General features: G+C 56.4%; 12 protein-coding genes. 4 read left to right on the forward strand and 8 right to left on the reverse strand.

Going from position 1 to position 17,774, the window contains the following annotated elements:
* Positions 1-85: 85 nt before the first annotated feature.
* From QD228_RS16175 to QD228_RS16190, 4 genes are all read right to left on the reverse strand, one after another.
* Positions 86-562 (reverse strand): GFA family protein, encoded by a 477-nt coding sequence (locus QD228_RS16175; protein WP_077373983.1) that lies wholly within the window; start codon positions 560-562, stop codon positions 86-88.
* Between the two features lie 124 nt (positions 563-686).
* A complete protein-coding gene (locus QD228_RS16180; RefSeq protein ID WP_077373980.1) occupies positions 687-1,013 on the reverse strand; it encodes a gamma-glutamylcyclotransferase family protein in 327 nt (108 codons plus the stop codon).
* Positions 1,014-1,274: 261 nt separating this feature from the next.
* Entirely contained in the window at positions 1,275-1,874 is a 600-nt protein-coding gene (locus QD228_RS16185) for an HD domain-containing protein (RefSeq protein ID WP_077373977.1), read from the reverse strand.
* Positions 1,874-3,043, reverse strand: a complete 1,170-nt coding sequence (locus QD228_RS16190; protein WP_279876055.1) for a TauD/TfdA family dioxygenase — start codon at positions 3,041-3,043, stop codon at positions 1,874-1,876. The genes QD228_RS16185 and QD228_RS16190 overlap by 1 nt, the downstream gene beginning before the upstream one ends.
* Before the next feature lie 759 nt (positions 3,044-3,802).
* On the opposite strand from QD228_RS16190, the gene QD228_RS16195 reads away from it, so the two are divergent.
* The 4 genes from QD228_RS16195 to QD228_RS16210 all read left to right on the forward strand — a co-directional run bounded on the left by QD228_RS16195 (position 3,803) and on the right by QD228_RS16210 (position 9,971).
* A complete protein-coding gene (locus tag QD228_RS16195) occupies positions 3,803-5,539 on the forward strand; it encodes a transporter (RefSeq protein WP_255304538.1) in 1,737 nt (578 codons plus the stop codon).
* 116 nt (positions 5,540-5,655) lie between these two features.
* Positions 5,656-6,234: an acyltransferase gene (locus tag QD228_RS16200; protein ID WP_176494370.1), complete on the forward strand. Its 579-nt coding sequence runs from the start codon at positions 5,656-5,658 to the stop codon at positions 6,232-6,234.
* Positions 6,235-6,597: 363 nt separating this feature from the next.
* Positions 6,598-8,448, forward strand: coding sequence for a heparinase II/III family protein (locus QD228_RS16205; RefSeq protein ID WP_279876056.1), 1,851 nt, complete (start codon positions 6,598-6,600; stop codon positions 8,446-8,448).
* 461 nt (positions 8,449-8,909) lie between these two features.
* On the forward strand, positions 8,910-9,971 hold the full coding sequence (locus QD228_RS16210) for a hypothetical protein (RefSeq protein WP_157109442.1): 1,062 nt from the start codon (positions 8,910-8,912) through the stop codon (positions 9,969-9,971).
* A gap of 171 nt (positions 9,972-10,142) precedes the next feature.
* Here the strand turns inward: QD228_RS16210 and QD228_RS16215 are convergent, their stop codons facing one another.
* The 4 genes from QD228_RS16215 to QD228_RS16230 form a co-directional block, all read right to left on the reverse strand.
* The gene (locus tag QD228_RS16215) at positions 10,143-11,114 is read right to left on the reverse strand and encodes a methylenetetrahydrofolate reductase (RefSeq protein WP_279876057.1); all 972 of its coding nucleotides are present in this window, start codon (positions 11,112-11,114) and stop codon (positions 10,143-10,145) included.
* Positions 11,111-11,575 carry a methylenetetrahydrofolate reductase C-terminal domain-containing protein gene (locus QD228_RS16220; RefSeq protein WP_279876058.1) on the reverse strand — a complete coding sequence of 155 codons (465 nt, stop codon included), beginning with the start codon at positions 11,573-11,575 and terminating at the stop codon, positions 11,111-11,113. The genes QD228_RS16215 and QD228_RS16220 overlap by 4 nt, the downstream gene beginning before the upstream one ends.
* Before the next feature lie 417 nt (positions 11,576-11,992).
* Positions 11,993-12,325: a hypothetical protein gene (locus QD228_RS16225; protein WP_279876059.1), complete on the reverse strand. Its 333-nt coding sequence runs from the start codon at positions 12,323-12,325 to the stop codon at positions 11,993-11,995.
* 334 nt (positions 12,326-12,659) lie between these two features.
* Entirely contained in the window at positions 12,660-17,741 is a 5,082-nt protein-coding gene (locus QD228_RS16230; RefSeq protein WP_279876060.1) for an Ig-like domain repeat protein, read from the reverse strand.
* Positions 17,742-17,774: the final 33 nt, after the last annotated feature.

Below are 17,774 nucleotides of genomic sequence, written 5' to 3' on the forward strand. Positions count from 1 at the left end.
CGCTCAGCCCGGCGAATCAGGGCGCGAGGTCGCACCTGATCCTGACCAGGGTCGCACCTGTTCCTGTTGGAGGGCGTCCCTGAGCTTACTGAGTGCCGCGCTCGGCAATTCGCGCATGCCAGGCCGCGATGCTCTCGTCGGGATACTCGGCGTGATGGGCATCACGCGCCTCGTGCGCGACTTCCACCCAGTTGGCCTTGCTGTCGAGCATGATGTGGACATGCTCCGGTGGCACGGGCAGCGGGGTGTCTATCGCCCCCGCCTGCGGGTGGATCAGTTCTGGCCAGCGGGCATCGTAGAGCCACAGTGCACTGCCGCAGTGCTTGCAGAAATGACGTTCCGCCGGGCTTTCGACCCCGTCGATCACCGCGTGATAGATCGAGATGTGCTCGCGGCCTTCCACCTTGAGGGTGCCGGCGTCGCCCGCCAGGTTGATCGCATGGCCGCCGCTGCCTGCCGTCTTGCGACAGATCGAGCAGTAGCAGCGCTGGTACGGGTAGGGATGCGGCGACTCAAGCTGGAATGTGACGGCCTTGCAGTGGCACGAACCTTCAAGCTGCATGAGAAATTCTCCTTGTGATGCCTGGGCGAGGGCGCTGGCGAGGCTGGGGCCGAGAGGGTGACTCAATCCAGAGGCAGGGGGATCGCTCTGTCACTTGTCGCTCTGCCTGCCCGGCAGGAGATTCTCACATCGCCAGCGCATAGACATAGACCTCGAGCTCACGATTGTCGTCGAGAATGACGGTGGTGACGCGACGCTGATAGATGGGGCCCTCGAAGTCATCGAGAGCGTCCCAATGCTCGGGCAGCTGCGGTGAGGAAAAGACGTGACCGCGTATCACCTGCCCCGTGTTGTCGACCACCAGCCCGGGGAAGTTGTGCTCGGTACCCTGATCGCTGTTCTCGAGTCGGCCGCGCAGATAGGCCGGGCGCCATTCGCCATCGATGTTGGCGATGACATGTTCGTTGAGTCCGCCTGGCCCCAGCGGGCCATAGATGAAGAGGTGTTCCATGTGTCTGCCTGTCGGGTCGGGGAGGGGGAATGCGTCTCAAGGAGCGAGACTGCCGCATCATCAGGGACAGTCTTCATGGATACTTGCCTTGCCCCACGATGATGAAGGCTGAGTGGCGAGGTTCAACCCCCTGTTGGCGTGGTGCGCTCAACGCAACGCCCACAAACCACATTGCCCCCACTGGGTGGGCCAGTGGGGGCAATGGTCAAGCACAGGAGTGGAGCAGGTCAGGCGCGATTCATGCGCCCGCCATCCACACGTTCAGACGCGGCTGTCGAAACCGCCGGCGGGCTCTTCGCCGATCACGTCCGGATCGAAGGGCTTGCGTGCGAAGACGCGACGCAGAGCCGGCTCGAAGTGCTCCAGCGGCGGGGTCGGATAGTCGGGGTCGAAGGCCGCCTGATCATAACGCTCGCAGAAATCCACACACTTCTGATACCAGGGGTGATCCTTGTAGATCTCGCGCTCGTTGCGGTCCTCGCCGTAGAAGTGACCGTAGTAGAACTTCTGGAACAGTCCATGGTGGTGGATGATCCAGGTCACTTCGGCACGCACATACGGGCGAATGATGGCGGCGGCCAGCTGCGAGTGATTGTAGGGCGCCAGCTCGTCACCCAGGTCATGCAGGAGGGTCGCGACGACGAGATCATCATCGCCACCGTCGGCTTCGGCACGTGCCGCTGACTGCAGGGAGTGCTCCAGACGGCTGACCTTGTAGCCGCTCAGACCATCATCGAGCTTGCGCAGGGCAAGCTTGAGGCGCTCCACCAGCCCTTCATTGAACTGGTCTTCAAGACGCTCGAGCAACGCATAGTCTTCTGCGGTGCCGTCCTTCATCTGGGTGAATGAAACCTGATCCATTACGCCATTTCCTCACGGTTTTCTTGTTGTGCCTGCTGCTGACGCTGACGCATCAGGGTCGTGGCGAAGCGCTCACGCGGGCCGTCGCTGTCCATGTAGCAGCCCTGCAGGTGACGATGCCCCTCATTGGTGTCGAACGCCGTACGGCCATGCAGCACGCGGGTGTTGTCGAACATCATCAGCTCACCGGACTCGAGCTGGAAGCGAATCTCGTTGGCAGGGTCCTGGAACAGCTGTCCAAGACGCTGGCGGGCCTGATGGTAGCGGCGCGTGTTCTCCAGCGACATGTGCGGCAGATGATCAAGACGCGGGCTGTAGTTGACGCCGATCGGCTCACCATCGGAATTCTCGCGAATCACGCAGCGACGCGTGGTCAGCTCGGTACCGGCATCCAGGAAGCGGAAGCCCACCGGGGTGGTACGCAGCAGTTCATAGCCTTCCGGCATCTCGGCCTTGAGCTGCTTGAGCGCATTCAGGCTGTCGACCAGCGTGGACAGGCCGCCAGTGGTCTCGTTGACCAGGCAATGCAGCATCTGGATGCCCGGCACCGGATCACGATACGGATTATCGGTGTGCGGTCCAAGTGCCACGCTGCGATAGGCGAGATCGTTGCCGGTCGGGCGCGAATACACCTCGAAGTAGCTGCCGAAGTTGGTGTCCTTCACGTAACCGAAGTGACCGGCCACTTCCAGAATGCGCTCCGGATCGGTCGGCACGTTCTGCACGATGATGTAGCCAAAGCGCAGATAGGCCTCCAGTGCCTTCTGGAAGTCCTCATTGTTGCCCATCTTCTCCCAGTCGACGCGCTGCGCCTGCTGATCGATGCCCGCATCCCAGCTCTCGGCCTTGGGGAACGGCGTGATGCCCTGCAGCTCATGCGCCAGCAGGGTGAGGTCATACACCTCGCAATGCCCGTCACTGAAAGTGAATTCCACGTGCGCCTCATCGACCGGGCGCGCCGCGGTCAACTCGAGATTGACGTCGATGGCATGCGAATCGAACAGGCGCTGGGTGGTGACCTCATCGAGCTGCTCCGGGTCCTGGGTGCGCTCGCGCAGCCACAGCGGGCTGACCGGCTCGTGGCCTTCAGCGGTGATCAGGTTCAGTGACAGCGGCGACTCGCTCAGGGTCAGCGGCAGCGCGTCGGACAGGGCATTGGTCAGGGACATGCAGGCATCTCTCCATTAGCACGGTTGTATATCGTGGCCATTATGGGAGCGAGGCATGGGACCTAAGTAGGGGGTGAGTGTTATCGGAGGGTATGCATTTTTCTTATGGAGTGAGTCGTGGCGAGATGACGTGAATGCTCAGCCTGAAGATGCTGACGTCACTGGGCGGTTGACGTGTTCTCGTGACTGCCGGGCGTGGGGGGGAGCACTCCCTTAACTACCACTCATACCAGGGACTCTCGGCTGCGATGGACGATGATATTGACATGCCATTGGTCGCATATAGGAGGTCTTGCGTGTCAAGAAATCCAGCGAATCACTCCTGTAAGACCAAAGGATAAATTCGATTTTATTTTTCTATATCAATGACTTGTATTTTAAGCGGGGCGCTCGAAAAGAGAATTTTCGTGAAATTGACTGCGTATAATCATGGTTTGTCGAACCCGTAATATGAATACATATTTATATATTAAACAAGAATTAAAACGACATTTCATATTTTTGGTGTGCTTGCTAGCTTTGGTGAAACGCCATTTCATTCGCTTGATTCAAGGAGAGGCGTGACGCTACGGGGTCCTGCTCGAAAAGTGCTCGTCAGGTGATGAGTTACGCACTGCCCCCCCCCCTTAAGACCGGAAGTCATCGGAGTGCCCTGCCGCGGCACGGCGCTTCATCTCTGCACGCCATACGCCAAATAAATACAAGAGGCACAAGATGAGCATCGATATATTGATCGTCTTGGTATATTTTGCATTTCTAATGTTGCTGGGGTGGCTCTATCGCTCCGCGACTCGTTCGACAAACGATTATTTCCGAGGTGGCGGTCGCATGCCGTGGTGGATGGTCGGCGCCACGGCATTCATGATGTCGCTGAGTGCCATGACCTTCACCGGACTGATGGGCAAGGCGCTGACGGGCGGGATCTCCATCGTCATCGTCTTCGTGGCCAATGCCACGGGGTATTTCATCAACTACCTCTTCTTTGCCGCCAAGGCTCGGCAGATGCGAGTGGTCAGCCCCATCCAGGGGATTCGCCTGCGCTTCGGTCGCGTCAACGAGCAGGTCTTCACCTGGGCGAATGTGCCGCTCAACGTGATGCAGGCTGCCATCTGGCTCAATGGCCTCTCTGTCTTCGTCAGTGCCGTGCTGGATATCCCCATCGAGCAGACCGTGGCAGGGGCTGGCTTCGTTGTCCTGTTCATGTCCCTGGTCGGTGGCAGCTGGGCGGTCATCGCCTCCGATTTTCTGCAGATGGTGCTATTGACGGTGATGACCTTCGTCGCGGCGGTGGTGGCGGTCGTCAAGTCGGGCGGCGTGGAGAATCTGATGAGCCGAGGCCTGCCGGAGCATGCTTTCCTCGGGGATGGGTACAGTTATGGATATCTGTTCGTCGGCTGGTTCATCTGCATCTTCGTGAAACAGTTCTTCAGTACCAACAACATGATCGATTCCTATCGCTATGTGGCCGCCAAGGACACGCGTCATGCGCGCAAGGCAGCACTGCTTGCCTGTGGCCTGACGCTCTTCGGCACCAGTATCTGGTTTCTTCCCGCGTGGTATGTGGCTGGGAATTACCCTGACCCGGCCAGCTGGGGGCTGGCAGATCTCGGCAGCAATCAGGCGGACGCGGCCTATTACATCTTCGTCAAGCGCGAGCTTCCCCTGGGCATGGTGGGACTGATGCTCTCGGCGATGTTCGCGGCCACCATGTCGTCCATGGACTCCGCCCTCAATCGCAATGCCGGGATTCTGGTGAAGAGTGTGTATGAGCCATATTTCTGCAAGGACGGTGATGAACGCAAGCTGATGCTGGCAGGCAAGATATTCACGGCGATGTTCGGGTTGATCGTGATCGGCGCGGGACTGTTCTTGACCACGCTGCAGGAGTTCGGGCTGTTCGATGCCATGATGATCGTCGGTACTCTGGTCGGGTTCCCATTGCTGATCCCCGCCATTCTCTGCTTCTTCGTACGCAAGACGCCTGACTGGGCCGGCTGGGGCACCATCTTGGTCGGTATGTGCGTGTCGGCCATCATCGCCTTCGGTGTCACGCCGGAGCTTGTGCAGTCCGTGATGGGCATGTCCGAGCCGATGGAGGCACGCGAGTTCGCCGAACTCAAGTCAGTCACCCTCGGGGTAGGGGCACACATGTTGATCACGTTGCCGTTCTTCCTGCTCACCACACTCTTCTACAAGGTGCCCTCGGCTGAACGTGCCGCGGAGATCGCCCGGTTCTTCGACAACGTGGATACCCCGGTGGTGTCCGAGGATACTGCCGAGACACTCGAGCTGGATCGTCAGCCCTACCAGCTGTTGGGGAAATTGCTGATGGCCTCAGCCTTGGGTGTCCTGCTGCTGGTGCTGGTGCCCAACGAGATGACGGGACGTCTCATCTTTGTCAGCATCGCCGCGATTCTAGGCATCCTGGGCTTCTTCATGAATCGGTTCGGTCAGGAAAAGGTACAAAAAGCAGCATATCGGCCTTCTCATTCGTAACCCCTTGGACAGCAAGTGACTGTTACCAGCATGGGGGAGAGGATGTCTTCTTTTCCCATGTTCTCCCATGCTGAGTGACTCGACCCGAAAATCGTCATGTTCCATCAGGAGCCATCATGCCCGAGCGACCTAGGTCCGCCATTCACGCCACGCCATCGGTTCAGGCCCGGCATGGCGGCATCTTGAGCGAGGAAGAGTTCGAGAAGTTCACGCTCTATCTACAGGCGAGCAACAACCGCGAGGATGACCAGGCACGCGCCCGTATCCTGGGATTCACAGGAGAGGGCATCCGCATTGCGCCGGGAGCCATCGTGCGCCCTCATGATAGGAGTGCCATTCATGAGCAGGTCTATATCGGCCTACAGGCTTACATCAATGGGGATGTCACCATCTATCCGCATGTACTCATCGGCCCCAATGTCTCGATCGTGGCCTCCAACCATCAATATTCTCCACGGGATGACCGTTTCAGTGATCGCTCGGATGAGGTGAAAGGTCGCGTCATCATCCAGCATGGCGCGTGGTTGACCTCTGGCGTGGTCGTGACACCTGGGTGCGTGCTGGGCCGTTGTTGCCTGATCTGTGCCAACTCCGTGGTCACGAGCGATGTGCCGGACTATGCCATCTTCGCTGGTATGCCAGCGCGTCAGATTGGTCATATTGACCGTGACACCGGCGAATATCATTGGATCTGAAGGAGAGGCTGGATGCTGCTGTTGACACGAGATCACGATTTTCAGGTCTTCCTCTCGCCCTGCGAGTCACTGCCGGCCTGTACCAACCCGCCCGCTTTTACCTGGCCAATGGCCACGACCGACAGCGTCTACACCTTTGAGCTGGTGAGGACGGAATCGGGAGACTCACTCTGTCGTGAGCAGGTCACCTCCCCGGTGCTTCTTGAGGATATCCTCGAGGTCGGGGGATATCGGTGGCGTGTCTCTGACGAGATGGGGGAAAGCTCGCAGTGGGTCGAGTTCACCCTGACCGGCCGAGAGCCTGAGTATCTCCCGCCACGTGCAGAAGTCTTGTTTGCCGCCTGCGAAGCACAGACGCAATGGATGCTGTATCTCGATGCCGACCTTCCACTGGTGAAGCAGGTCGCTGCCGAGGATATTCCCCGTATGCGGGCGACAGCCAGAGTCGCGCTGGATAACGGGTTGCCGGAATATCCTGACCACCATCGCCGGGGGCGTGAACGTTACAAGCGTCTGGCCATCCATCGGATACGCGAATGGGTGGATCGTGACCTGATGGCACTGTGCCTGCTCTATCGCATCGAGGGGGATGTCGCGGCAGGCGAGGCTGCCGTCGAGCGATTGCTCACGTTGGCGGAATGGAGCACGGATGGCCCTGCCACCCTGGAGAGACCTTGCCAGTGGGGTGATGAGGTCGGGTTGTCTCTGGCGCGAAATGTCTTCCTGGCCTATCACTGGCTGACGCCGCTGCTGGCGGATGGAGAGCGTTCCTTTGCCCGAGCGCTGCTGGTACGTGTCGCCGAGCAGATGATGCATCGTCTCGAGCAGGATGACTTCGTGCAATATCCCGGTCATTCACATACGTCGCGGTTGCCAGCCTATCTCGGTGTGGCAGCGCTGGTGCTGCACAAGGAACACGACCGCACCAGGTGCACGCAGTGGTTGCAGTGTGCGCTCGACCTCTATCGAGGCGTATTGCCGTTCTATGGCAGTGCGGATGGCGGATGGGCAGAGGGTGCCTTCTATTCGTCTTCCTATACCAAGTGGTTTCATCCGTTCTTTCTTGCGGTGGAGCGGTTATCCGGCTTCTCGTTCTATCAGCATCCCTTCTACGTCAACTATCTGACGTACTGCCGCGACTTCGTCGTGACGGACAATGACCTGCATCCCTTCGGAGATGGTTTCTGGTGTTATGCCGATGGCAAAGAGTGGCCAGGGTTCTTCGCTCAGAATCCGCTGCGGATCTACGCCCAGCGTTTTGGCAGCCGGGACGATATGCATAAGAGCCGTCAGCTGGAAGAGTCGATCGAGATCCATGCTCTGCATCTGCTGGATGTCATCCCGACGCTGGATCAGATACGTCTTGCACACGAACGTAGTGAGCAGCAGACAGGATCTCGGCATAAGTCTCCTGATGACTCCCGTCATGCTTTCTACCCGCATGCCGGGCATGGTCTCGATCGTTTCGGCAAGCTGGAGCTGCGCTACCGCTGCAGCCCCTTCGGCAACAGCTCTCACCGCCATGGTGATCAAGGCAATGTGAGTTTCATCGATACCGGTCGCTCCGTTTTATGTCCCACAGGAAGTTACGGTTATGCTTTCGGCAGCCAGCATCACCGTGAATGGACGCGCACCTCACTTGCCCACAACGTGCCATTGATCGATGGAGTGGCGCAGTCTCTGGATGATCCAGCAGCGATAGCTCGCGTTATCTCGAGTACCCGAACGGGTGGAATGGTGGCTCATCGGCTGGACTTGAGCGCTGCCTATACAGGTGATATCCGCTATGTACGCACCATCGTGTTATTGGAAGGTGTCGGCATCGTGATATTTGATGATCTCTCAAGTCAGCAGCCATTTACTGTGCAGTGGCAGCTGCATTCTTCACTGAAAGCTGGCCTTCAATCCGACGAGCAGGGCAAAGCAGTAACACTTTGCGAAGGCCAGCGTGACTACCGACTGCGCCTGGAAAGCCACCCGGAACTGACTCCTGAAGTGACTCATGGCTACGCTGAAGAGCGAGAAGAGCACATCATCATCGACAGCGATGCAAACCCCGATGTCGCTCACATGACGTGGACAATTCCTGCCCAGCGACAGCATTGCATCCTTGCCAGCTGTGTCAGTCAGGAGGTCATTCTGAAGCAGGAGGAGGGAAGGTTGCGTATCGTCTGGGAGGGTAAGGAGATGGTGGTGGAATTGATTGATTATTAATGGGAGAGGTTTTCTCTATTGTTATCATTCATTTTCAATCTCTACTTTATTGTCACACATTGAGTGTCCCGGCACTAGAATATGGTCCTTATTCAAGGAGGTTATAAATGACTATCCGTAGTGGCCGGGTTTGTACTCGCTTCAATTCAGTGTGGATAAATTTAGCTTCCTGTACTGGCTTGTTTTCTCTACTGGAGGGCATAAAAACCAGCAGAAATAGTGTATGGATATCCATCGGGCCTGGTCTGAAAGGGAGAGATGAATGTATGGTGATTATCTTGATTCAGTCATAGGTCATAAGATGATCTTACTATCTATTGTTATTGTAATATATCAGAAATCACCTTCCGATTTAGCCCTTTGTATAATGTGGATAGCATGCTCTTCTTGATCATGAAGTGTAGAGTTCTCATTACTGCAATGCTATGATCAGCGTTCTGAAAATATATAGAGAACATGGGATGTCAAACGATAGGGAAGTTGTTTCTCGGAAATATCATGTTGATGACTTGCCGGGTACAAAATTACCCGCCACCAGAATTACTGGTATCTTGGAGCGGCTTCAGCAGGGAGAACCCATATCTCAGCTATCATTACGATACTTGGATAGTCAGGGTCTGCTGGCCCTAAAGAAATTTATCATGCAAGACATCCCTTTTGATCAGTTTCATCAAGAAGCAGAAGAAGAGCAGATTCTCAGAATACGGAAAGCCAAGCTAGACAGGATCGCAAAGGAAGAAGAAGCACGGTTGATAGAGGAAGCAAGACAAGAGAGTGTCCGAATAGCACAACAAAAATCCTTGGAGAAACGAAAGGCGCTAGAAAAGACACCTCAATATAAAGCCAGGATGAAAAATCGATTTCTGAGAAATAAGTATGCTATCGACTGTTACATTGAGAAAATCGACTTTCATCGTTTGATGGATATATTGCGTCGAATTGATGAAGACAATCGTCTTTTCGAAAATGATTTGCTGTGGCTTTCTACACATGGCCGGGATTATTTCAGCAAAGAGTTGAGGTCAGCCTATCATCATGCAGAGGCCAGGTTTTACGAGGAACATTTCAATCGTAGTCAAGATGTATGGATGGCGATTAATGCCAGTAGCCACTATCGAAAATGCGGAAAATCTCTCAGAGCTGCTGAAATTCTCAAGGCTATTGATATTGTAAATATGGCATCAAGAAAAATGAAAACCGCATTTCATACAACATTTGGTGGTGTACAACGTGACCTCGGACACCGAGACGAGGCTATTGATCTAGCAATGATCGCTCACGGGCTCATGAGTAAAGACTTCAGACCATGCACATTGTTGGGTGCAATTTATATGGAAGGTGGACAGGTCAGTCTCGGTCATGAGTGGTACGAAAAAGCGATTGAACGTGGTGCGAGTGAGGAGGCTATTGATAGTGAGCTAAGAATCATCTTCAATCGCGCCAACCATAAGGACCGTCAGGATATTCGCAAGTATCTTCTTCAGGTTGATTCAAGACGTTTTTCCTGGGTCAAGAATAGATGAGACGTTATTGAAGACCGTGGCCATTCCAGACCCTGTGCGCAACATCTTTAGGGATTGGACGTGGTGCGTAGATAGCCGAGCAAATATCCATTCCGTAGCTTCCTGGAGTCTGACGCTATCAGTCATATGTCAGCGGGTTTGCGGAGAAGGGGTTGGATGAGGTTCGGGTGTTCATGGCACTCGTTCCCCCAGAATGCCTGCGCGCTGGATGATCTCCGGCACAGACGCTTCCTGACGATGCGCCATGATATGCACGCCACTCACACCCTCGATCTCCCGCAACTGCTGAATCATCTCGATGCAGATATTTCGCCCCTCGGTTTTCTGGTCCTTGGCGCCTTCCAGGCGTTTGAGAATCGCGTCGGGAATATGCACACCCGGGACATGATTGCGCATCCATTCGGCGGTACGTGCCGAGGCCAGCGGGCCGACGCCGGGCAGGATGAAGCACTTCTCCACCAGGCCCAGATCACGAGCGCGATGCATGAAGTCCTGAAAGCGTGGAAGGTCGAAGCAGTACTGTGTCTGGATGAACTGGGCACCGGCGGCGATCTTCTTGGCCAGACGATGAGGGCGAAACGCGAAGGGCGGGGCGAAGGGGTTGGCGGCGGCGCCCAGAAATACCTGGGGAGCAGAGGTCAGTGATCGGCCGCTGGCGAAGGCGTGCTTGTCACGCAGTCCGGCGACGATTTCCAGCAGCGACAGGGAATCGAGGTCGAACACCGGCTTGGCCTCGGGGTGATCCCCGACCTGCACACCATCGCCGGTCAGACACAGCAGGTTGCGGATGCCCAGCGCTGAGGCCCCCAGCACATCGCCCTGGATGGCGATGCGGTTTCTGTCACGACAGGAGATCTGCATCACCGTCTCATGGCCTTCGCGGGCCAGCAGGGCACACATCGCCACGCTCGACATGTGGCAGTTGGCGCCCGAGCCATCGGTGGCGTTCATGGCATCGACATGGCCGGCAAACAGCTGCGCGCGTGCATGGACGTCCTGTGGGTCAGCCGAGTCGGGAGGCGCCAGCTCGGCGGTAACGGCGAACTGACCGCTTCTGAGCACTCGCTCCAGGTGACCGACGTTGCCATCGCGCTCGGCAGGTGGCGCCTGGGTGTTGTCCGGGATAGTGAGTCTGGAGGTCATTTCAGGCTCTCTCGACGCTCAGCGGCTTGCCGAGCCACACGCAGCCAGGATGAAGTGCCCTGCAGGCGGTGGTCCACCGGCACCTGCACGACCTGGATCGCGTCGCTGTCCTTCATTCGCTGGCTGCCTTCCCAGGCTTCCACCCAGACACAACGCTTGTCCGGTTCGACTTCACAGTTGCCATTCTGCATGACACCGCCGCAGGGACCGTTGCGCAGATTCTTGGGGCAGTTCATGGAGCAGGACATGCCGGTAGAACTCAGAATGCACTGGCCACACATCTGACAGTCAAACAGCAAACCCTTGCAGGCTTGCTCCAAGCTGGCGACAGGCCTCTCGGCGCGTGCGTAACCGACGGACTTCCACAGCGGATGCAGTTTGATGATCACCGGCTCGATGGCCCGATAGGTGAGCTCCAGCAGTCGCGCGTGACGTGCGGCCCACAGACGAATCGAATACAAGGATGTCTCCTGCAAGAAATCTTTCAGGTGAAGGCTTGGACATGCATGCAGGGCAGTAAGGGAGCCGGTCACGTTGATCTGCATGACGCCATGAGGTTTGCCTATCTTCGCACGTCCTCATGGCAAGCTGGCATGTGAATGTAGCAACCCAATAGGCATTACAGGCATAGGCGGGTTTTTCAGGTCTGGCGACACCACTGTGTCGGTTGTGCCGTCTTGGCATGTGCTCAAGCAGTGAAGACAGGTCTTAGTGAGGAGTTGACGCTTCAAGACTGAAATCTGGAGGCATCAGGCAATTTTCAGGAGGTGGTCGTCACGCCATCCCTGAAATGCGGCCTTTCTCCCTGAATCTCCTGACAAGGAGGCATATCAATGGGATGCCGGGATATCTGTCTGACGCTCAAGGAATGGATTGGCTCAGGGGGCGAGAAAGTCATCGAGGAGGGGAGTTCGTGATGAATGATCACTTGCCTCTAGAGTGATATAGGACTTGAGTTCTTCTGTACTGATATTCGAACTGTCGCGAATGTGCTGATCGATCAGGTGGACCAGGAGCTCGGCGTAGCACTGTCGAGCGACCTCTATTGTCGTGACGGTGACTCCAATACGTTGAACGATCACGAAAAAGGTATTCGTCTGTGTTCCGGCCAATATCAACGTGAATCCATTTTCGCTTGGCGTCAATGCCAAGGGCGTATTGTGGCAATCGGGAGGGCTTCCGTGCAGTGTGATGATGGTCATTTCTGCCATGAACTTGTCCAGGTTCTGAAGCGCTAATGCTCGGCCTCTATTATTCAATCCATGAATCACGATGTCTCAGAATGGTTTCTGGTAAAGCGTCCAGCTATTTTCTTGAGTGTTAAAGGCATGCAGGTCATCGGGACTTGACGAGTTCCAGCAGGGTGCGACAACGCTCTGTGCGATGACGGCTCGCTAGAGGAACCGGTCGCTCAGCGACAATGTCACACTCATTGGAAGACTCGAGATTCCACGCTGACCAGGCTTCATGGTCGATACTCTGATATGGGCACGGGTAAACGAAACAGCCGCCCGATATCGGACGGCTGTTTCGCCTATTCATGCCTCAAGCGTTGGTCGTGACTGAAACATCCTGATCGATATACAGCGTGGCAGACCCCAGCGCGTAGGTATCATAGGTCGCGCCGTTGATCACTTCCTGGCCGACCATTTCTGCACCGTCAGCCTCGACTGTATCGTTGTTGTCACCTTCGATACGCAGCACATCCTCGTCATCAGTGAGGTTGAGCACCGTATCGGCATCCAGTGTCAGCGTCGTCCCACTTTCACTGCTATCACTGATATCGAGCACTTCGATATTGAGCATCTCGCTGCTGCCGGAATCTGTCGCCAGCAATGCGCTGAGATCGATGCTTTCTCCGGTGCCATCGAACTGCACGGTATCCGTACCGAGCCCGCCATCGATATCGAACGTCAGTGTCGAGGTGACGATGGTGTCATCGCCCAGGCCACCGTCGAAGCTGTTGTCGCCAGCTTCACCAAACAGCAGGTCATCGCCGCTTCCACCGACAAGAATGTCATCGCCATCACCACCACGGATCAGGTCGTTGCCAGAACCGCCCGTCAGAGTGTCATCCCCATCCAGTCCGTAGAGATTGACATCGTCACTTGCGGTACTTGCATCAATGACATCTGCGGCCTCGTCATCGATGAATACCGTACTGCCTTCTGCACTGTCGAGCAGGTTGGCATCCAATAGTGATCCCAGAGCCTGGGTGGTCGTGGCGCCTTCGCTGTCCGTTGCACTGATGGACAGGTAGTCAAGCAAACTCAGGCTCACGAGGTCGCTTTGATTGAAGTCCAGTGTGCTCAGAAGTTCATTGATCTGCAGGTTGTCAATCGTGCCTCCGTCAGTTGACGTGATGGTGATGGAGGCTTCAGCTGCGACAAGGCCCAGCAGACCAGCACTGCTGGTAGTCTCGATCGAGAGCCCGAACTCCTCTGCCAGAGCCGTGTTGACGGATAACTCCGGTGCGCTCAGCAGGCTGCTGAGGTCCACGTTGACCAGTGGCGCGAAGGAAACGGTCACACTGGTCAAGTTGCCATCGACATCCGCCACGTAGAGATCATTCTGCGACAGATCGAGAATGCCCAGGGCGTCCAGACCCACCAGGCCAAGGAGTTGCTGGCTGGAGCCAGCCACCGTCGGCGCGGAGTTCGAGGTCTCGACGATCGTCGGTGCATCTGCCGCGAAGACCAGATCTCCCTGTGCCGTATCTCCGTCCCCATCGATCGCATTGACCTCGATTTCGCGTGAGATGTCCCCCAGCACGGTGGATGACGTGGCCTCATCGACCAGCAGCTTGCCTTCTTCCAACAATCGTGCGATCAGATCGGCGCTGTCCTCGCCAGTCTCGAACAGATCCACACCCTCGAAGGTGATGGTCTGATCCACAAGCCCGGTATCGGTCTCTTCACCCGTGAATGCTCCCGCGCTGCTGATCGACAGCACGGTATCTGCTCCCACCAGTTCAAAGGCCAGATAGCTTGAGAGATTGTTGAGTTCAGAGGTGACATAGCCCTCGCCCTGCAACAGTCGCGACAGATCGATGATGTCACCCGGGTTGTCGGCATCTGTCAGCGCGTTGACGTTGAAGTCTGTAATGACGTCATCAGAAGGCGCAGCGGTCGTTCCTTGATCACCCTCCTCCCAGCGGAAGATATCGACACCATCGCCACCGGTCATGGTGTCATTGCCGGTACCGCCTATCATCAGATCACTGCCGGCACCACCATCCATGATGTCGTCATCGGCACCGCCGCGCAGGATATCGGCTTCGCTGCTGCCGATGATGGTGTCATTGCCACCGTATCCATAGAGGCGAGCACTTTCGGTAGGCACATCAAGTATCTCGTTGGCATCTTCTCCAGTGGCATCCTGAACTCCATCGATGATATTCGCACTGGCACCGCTGTCTTCACCGTCCAGTAGCGTGAGGCCCAAGAGATCGCCCACTGAACTGGTGTCCGATGCACCATCACTATCCTTGACGGTCATGGTGGTAGAGCCCAGCAGATCTACATCCAGCACATCGTCTGAGGTCAAAGTCACCGTTGCCAGGAATTCGTTCAGCTGTTGTTGATCAATAGTACCGCCATCCATTGCAGTGACTGTCAGGGTGGATTCTCCTAGGATGGAGATCGTACCAACTAGTGGAATTGTTATATTTATGCCCGTACTGACAAGTTCTGCGTTGAGCCCAAATTCATCTGCCAATTCTTGGGAGAAGCCGATTGTCACATTGGGTGAATCACTGCTGATATTCAGAAGCCCTTGGGTAGTGATTTCCACTTGTTCAATATTGTTGTCGACATCGCTGACGCTCAGGTCCTGTGTTCCCGCAAGATCGAGTAGGCCAAGCGCTTCTACGTCTACGATCCCCAGCAAACCACCGGTATCCGCTACATTGGCTGAAGGCGCACTATTCTCAGGTGAAACAATATCCAATACGCCCGTGTACTCGTAATCATATGAACCGTCTACCAGGTTGATCTCGAATGTCTCGCCCAGCAACGTCGTGATGGAAAGTACGCCATCAGTGATTGCCACATCAGACGCGAGATCGATGATCTCTGAGGTGCCGGCGGTACTGAGGGTATAGCCATCCGTTGCGTCTTCAGCAATGGTGAAGGTGACGCCTTCAAACGTGACGCTGTTGATGTAGCCGCCATCCGCACCGAAACCAGCGGCCTCGAGCAGATTACCGCTGACTGCTGCAGCACCTGCCGTTACTGTATAAGACTGATAGCTGGTTACCTCAGGCACATCATCCACCACCTTGACGCTGATATCGCTGGTCAGGATATCGTCGCCATCCGTCAGCGTGACGCCGACAGAGAAGTTCAGACTGTCTTCGCCTTGCAGCGTGTGATCCAGGGTCGAGAACAGCTCGGTCTTGTAGGTGCCGGTGTCATCGATAGTGATCTGCAATACCGTCTCGGTAGACTCTGGATTCACGGCCTGCAATGTCTGGCCATCTTCGCTCAGCACCCACTCGAGATCAGTTCCGTCCTGGCTCAGTGTCGTATCCGCAGGCGCCACCAGGGCGAAGCTGGCATCACGAGACACGTTTGTATACGTCAGCTGCCCGCTTGATGTCGTTTCTTCTATATCGCTGTCATCTTCAGTGGCGGGCAGGGCGGCAAATCTTGCGAAGCTGAAGGTAAAGGCAGCTGGTTCGACTGTCTGAGTAGATTCGACCGTCTCTGTTGTCAGTGCATCCTCGGTGACAGCAGTGCTACCTGTACCAAGCGTCGCAGTGGTGTCCTTGGTGGTGGTATCAACGAAGTCTGTCGTGTTTCCTGCTTCATCAGTGACACTCATGGTCACTGTCAGCTCACCTTCTGCCAGCCCGGAAAGGTCTTGCCCAGTGGTGCTGAGGATGCCATCCGTGATCGTGATATCCGCCACATCGACGGTAATGGAGCCACTCTCGCTATCGGTGATGGTAATCACGACATCGTTGCTATCGATGCCATCTTCCACTGCCCCTGTCAGTTGAACGCTGATGATCTCATCAAGACTCAGCGTTTCGTCTCCACCATCCACGAAATCGATGGAGTTATCTGCTGCTGACGGCGCGGTCGCATCGATCACGATATCCTGCGAGGTCGCTGGACCTGTGTTGCCGGCAGCATCCTGCACACGGAACTGTACGGTCGCGGACTCGGTGAGGCCGCTGTCGTAGCTGACCGCAGTGCCGGTCACGCTGCCCTCGGGGATATCGATCCAGGTGGTGCCATCGCTGCTGTACTGCAGGGTCTCGCCCTCGGCCAGCGGCGCATCCAGTGTGGCAGAGATCGTCAGGCCATCATTGTCGCTGGTGATGAAGTCGCCCGCGGTACCGGTGTCTTCACTGATGGCGTCGATGGTGACGGTGGTGGTCGGCGCGGTCGCATCGATCACGACATCCTGCGAGGCCGCCGGGCCAGTGTTGCCGGCGGCATCCTGCACACGGAGCTGCACGGTGGCGGACTCGGTGAGGCCGCTGTCGTAGCTGACCGCAGTGCCGGTCACGCTGGCTTCGGGAATATCGATCCAGCTGGTGCCATCGGTGCTGTACTGCAGGGTCTCATCTGCGGCCAGCGGCGCAGCCAGGGTGGCCGTGATGGTCAGGCCGTCATTGTCGCTGGTAATGAAGTCACCCTCGGCACCGGTGTCTTCACTGATGGCATCGATGGTGACGGTGGTGGTCGGCGCGGTCGCATCGATCACGACATCCTGCGAGGCCGCCGGGCCAGTGTTGCCGGCGGCATCCTGCACACGGAACTGTACGGTGGCGGACTCGGTGAGGCCGCTTTCGTAGTTGACCGCAGTGCCGGTCACGCTGCCCTCGGGGATATCGATCCAGGTGGCGCCATCGCTGCTGTATTGCAGCGTTTCGCCTTCGGCCAGCGGAGCATCCAGCGTGGCGGTGATCGTCAGGCCATCATTGTCGCTGGTGATGAAGTCGCCCGCGGTGCCGGTGTCTTCACTGATGGCGTCGATGGTGACGGTGGTGGTCGGTGCGAGGACATCGACTTCAACATTCAAAGCCACGATATCGCTCGTATTTCCCGCCAGGTCGCTCTGGCGGACTTGAACGGAATCATCATTGTAGATGCCTTGATCCAGATCGAACGTCGCGCCTATGCCGATTTCCCAAGTATTGCCACCATCGATTGAGTACTCCCATGTGGCGGTGTCTTCAAGACCATCGACGGTAACCTCTCCGATGCTCGTGATGTTGTCGCCATCAATATTGGTATCAGTGGTCAGGCTGATGGTGGGAGTTACTGGAGGAGTGGTGTCAACCGTAAGGCCTTCCAAATCTCCTGTCTCACTGGTGTTTCCGGCGACATCACTTTGGCGAGCCTGTACGTCGCCGGTGGTGTAAACAGCTTCGTCAAGGATAAAGCTGTTTCCAGTGCCTTCTTGCCAATCTACCCCACCGTTGACGCTGTATTCCCAGGTAGCGCCGTCTTCCAGGCCAGACACCAGGACCTCACCCTCGTTGGTGACACGATCTCCATCTACGTTCGAGTCGTTGACGAGCTCAAGAGATGGAGCGTCTGGAGTAGTCGCATCGACATCCACGGCAATCGTGTTGGACTCGGCCGAGCTGTTGCCGGCATCATCCGTGATCACTGCAGTGGCGGTGTAATTGCCATCGGCAATGGC

Origin of the sequence: Cobetia sp. 3AK (assembly GCF_029846335.1) — a bacterium.
GTDB lineage: Bacteria > Pseudomonadota > Gammaproteobacteria > Pseudomonadales > Halomonadaceae > Cobetia > Cobetia marina.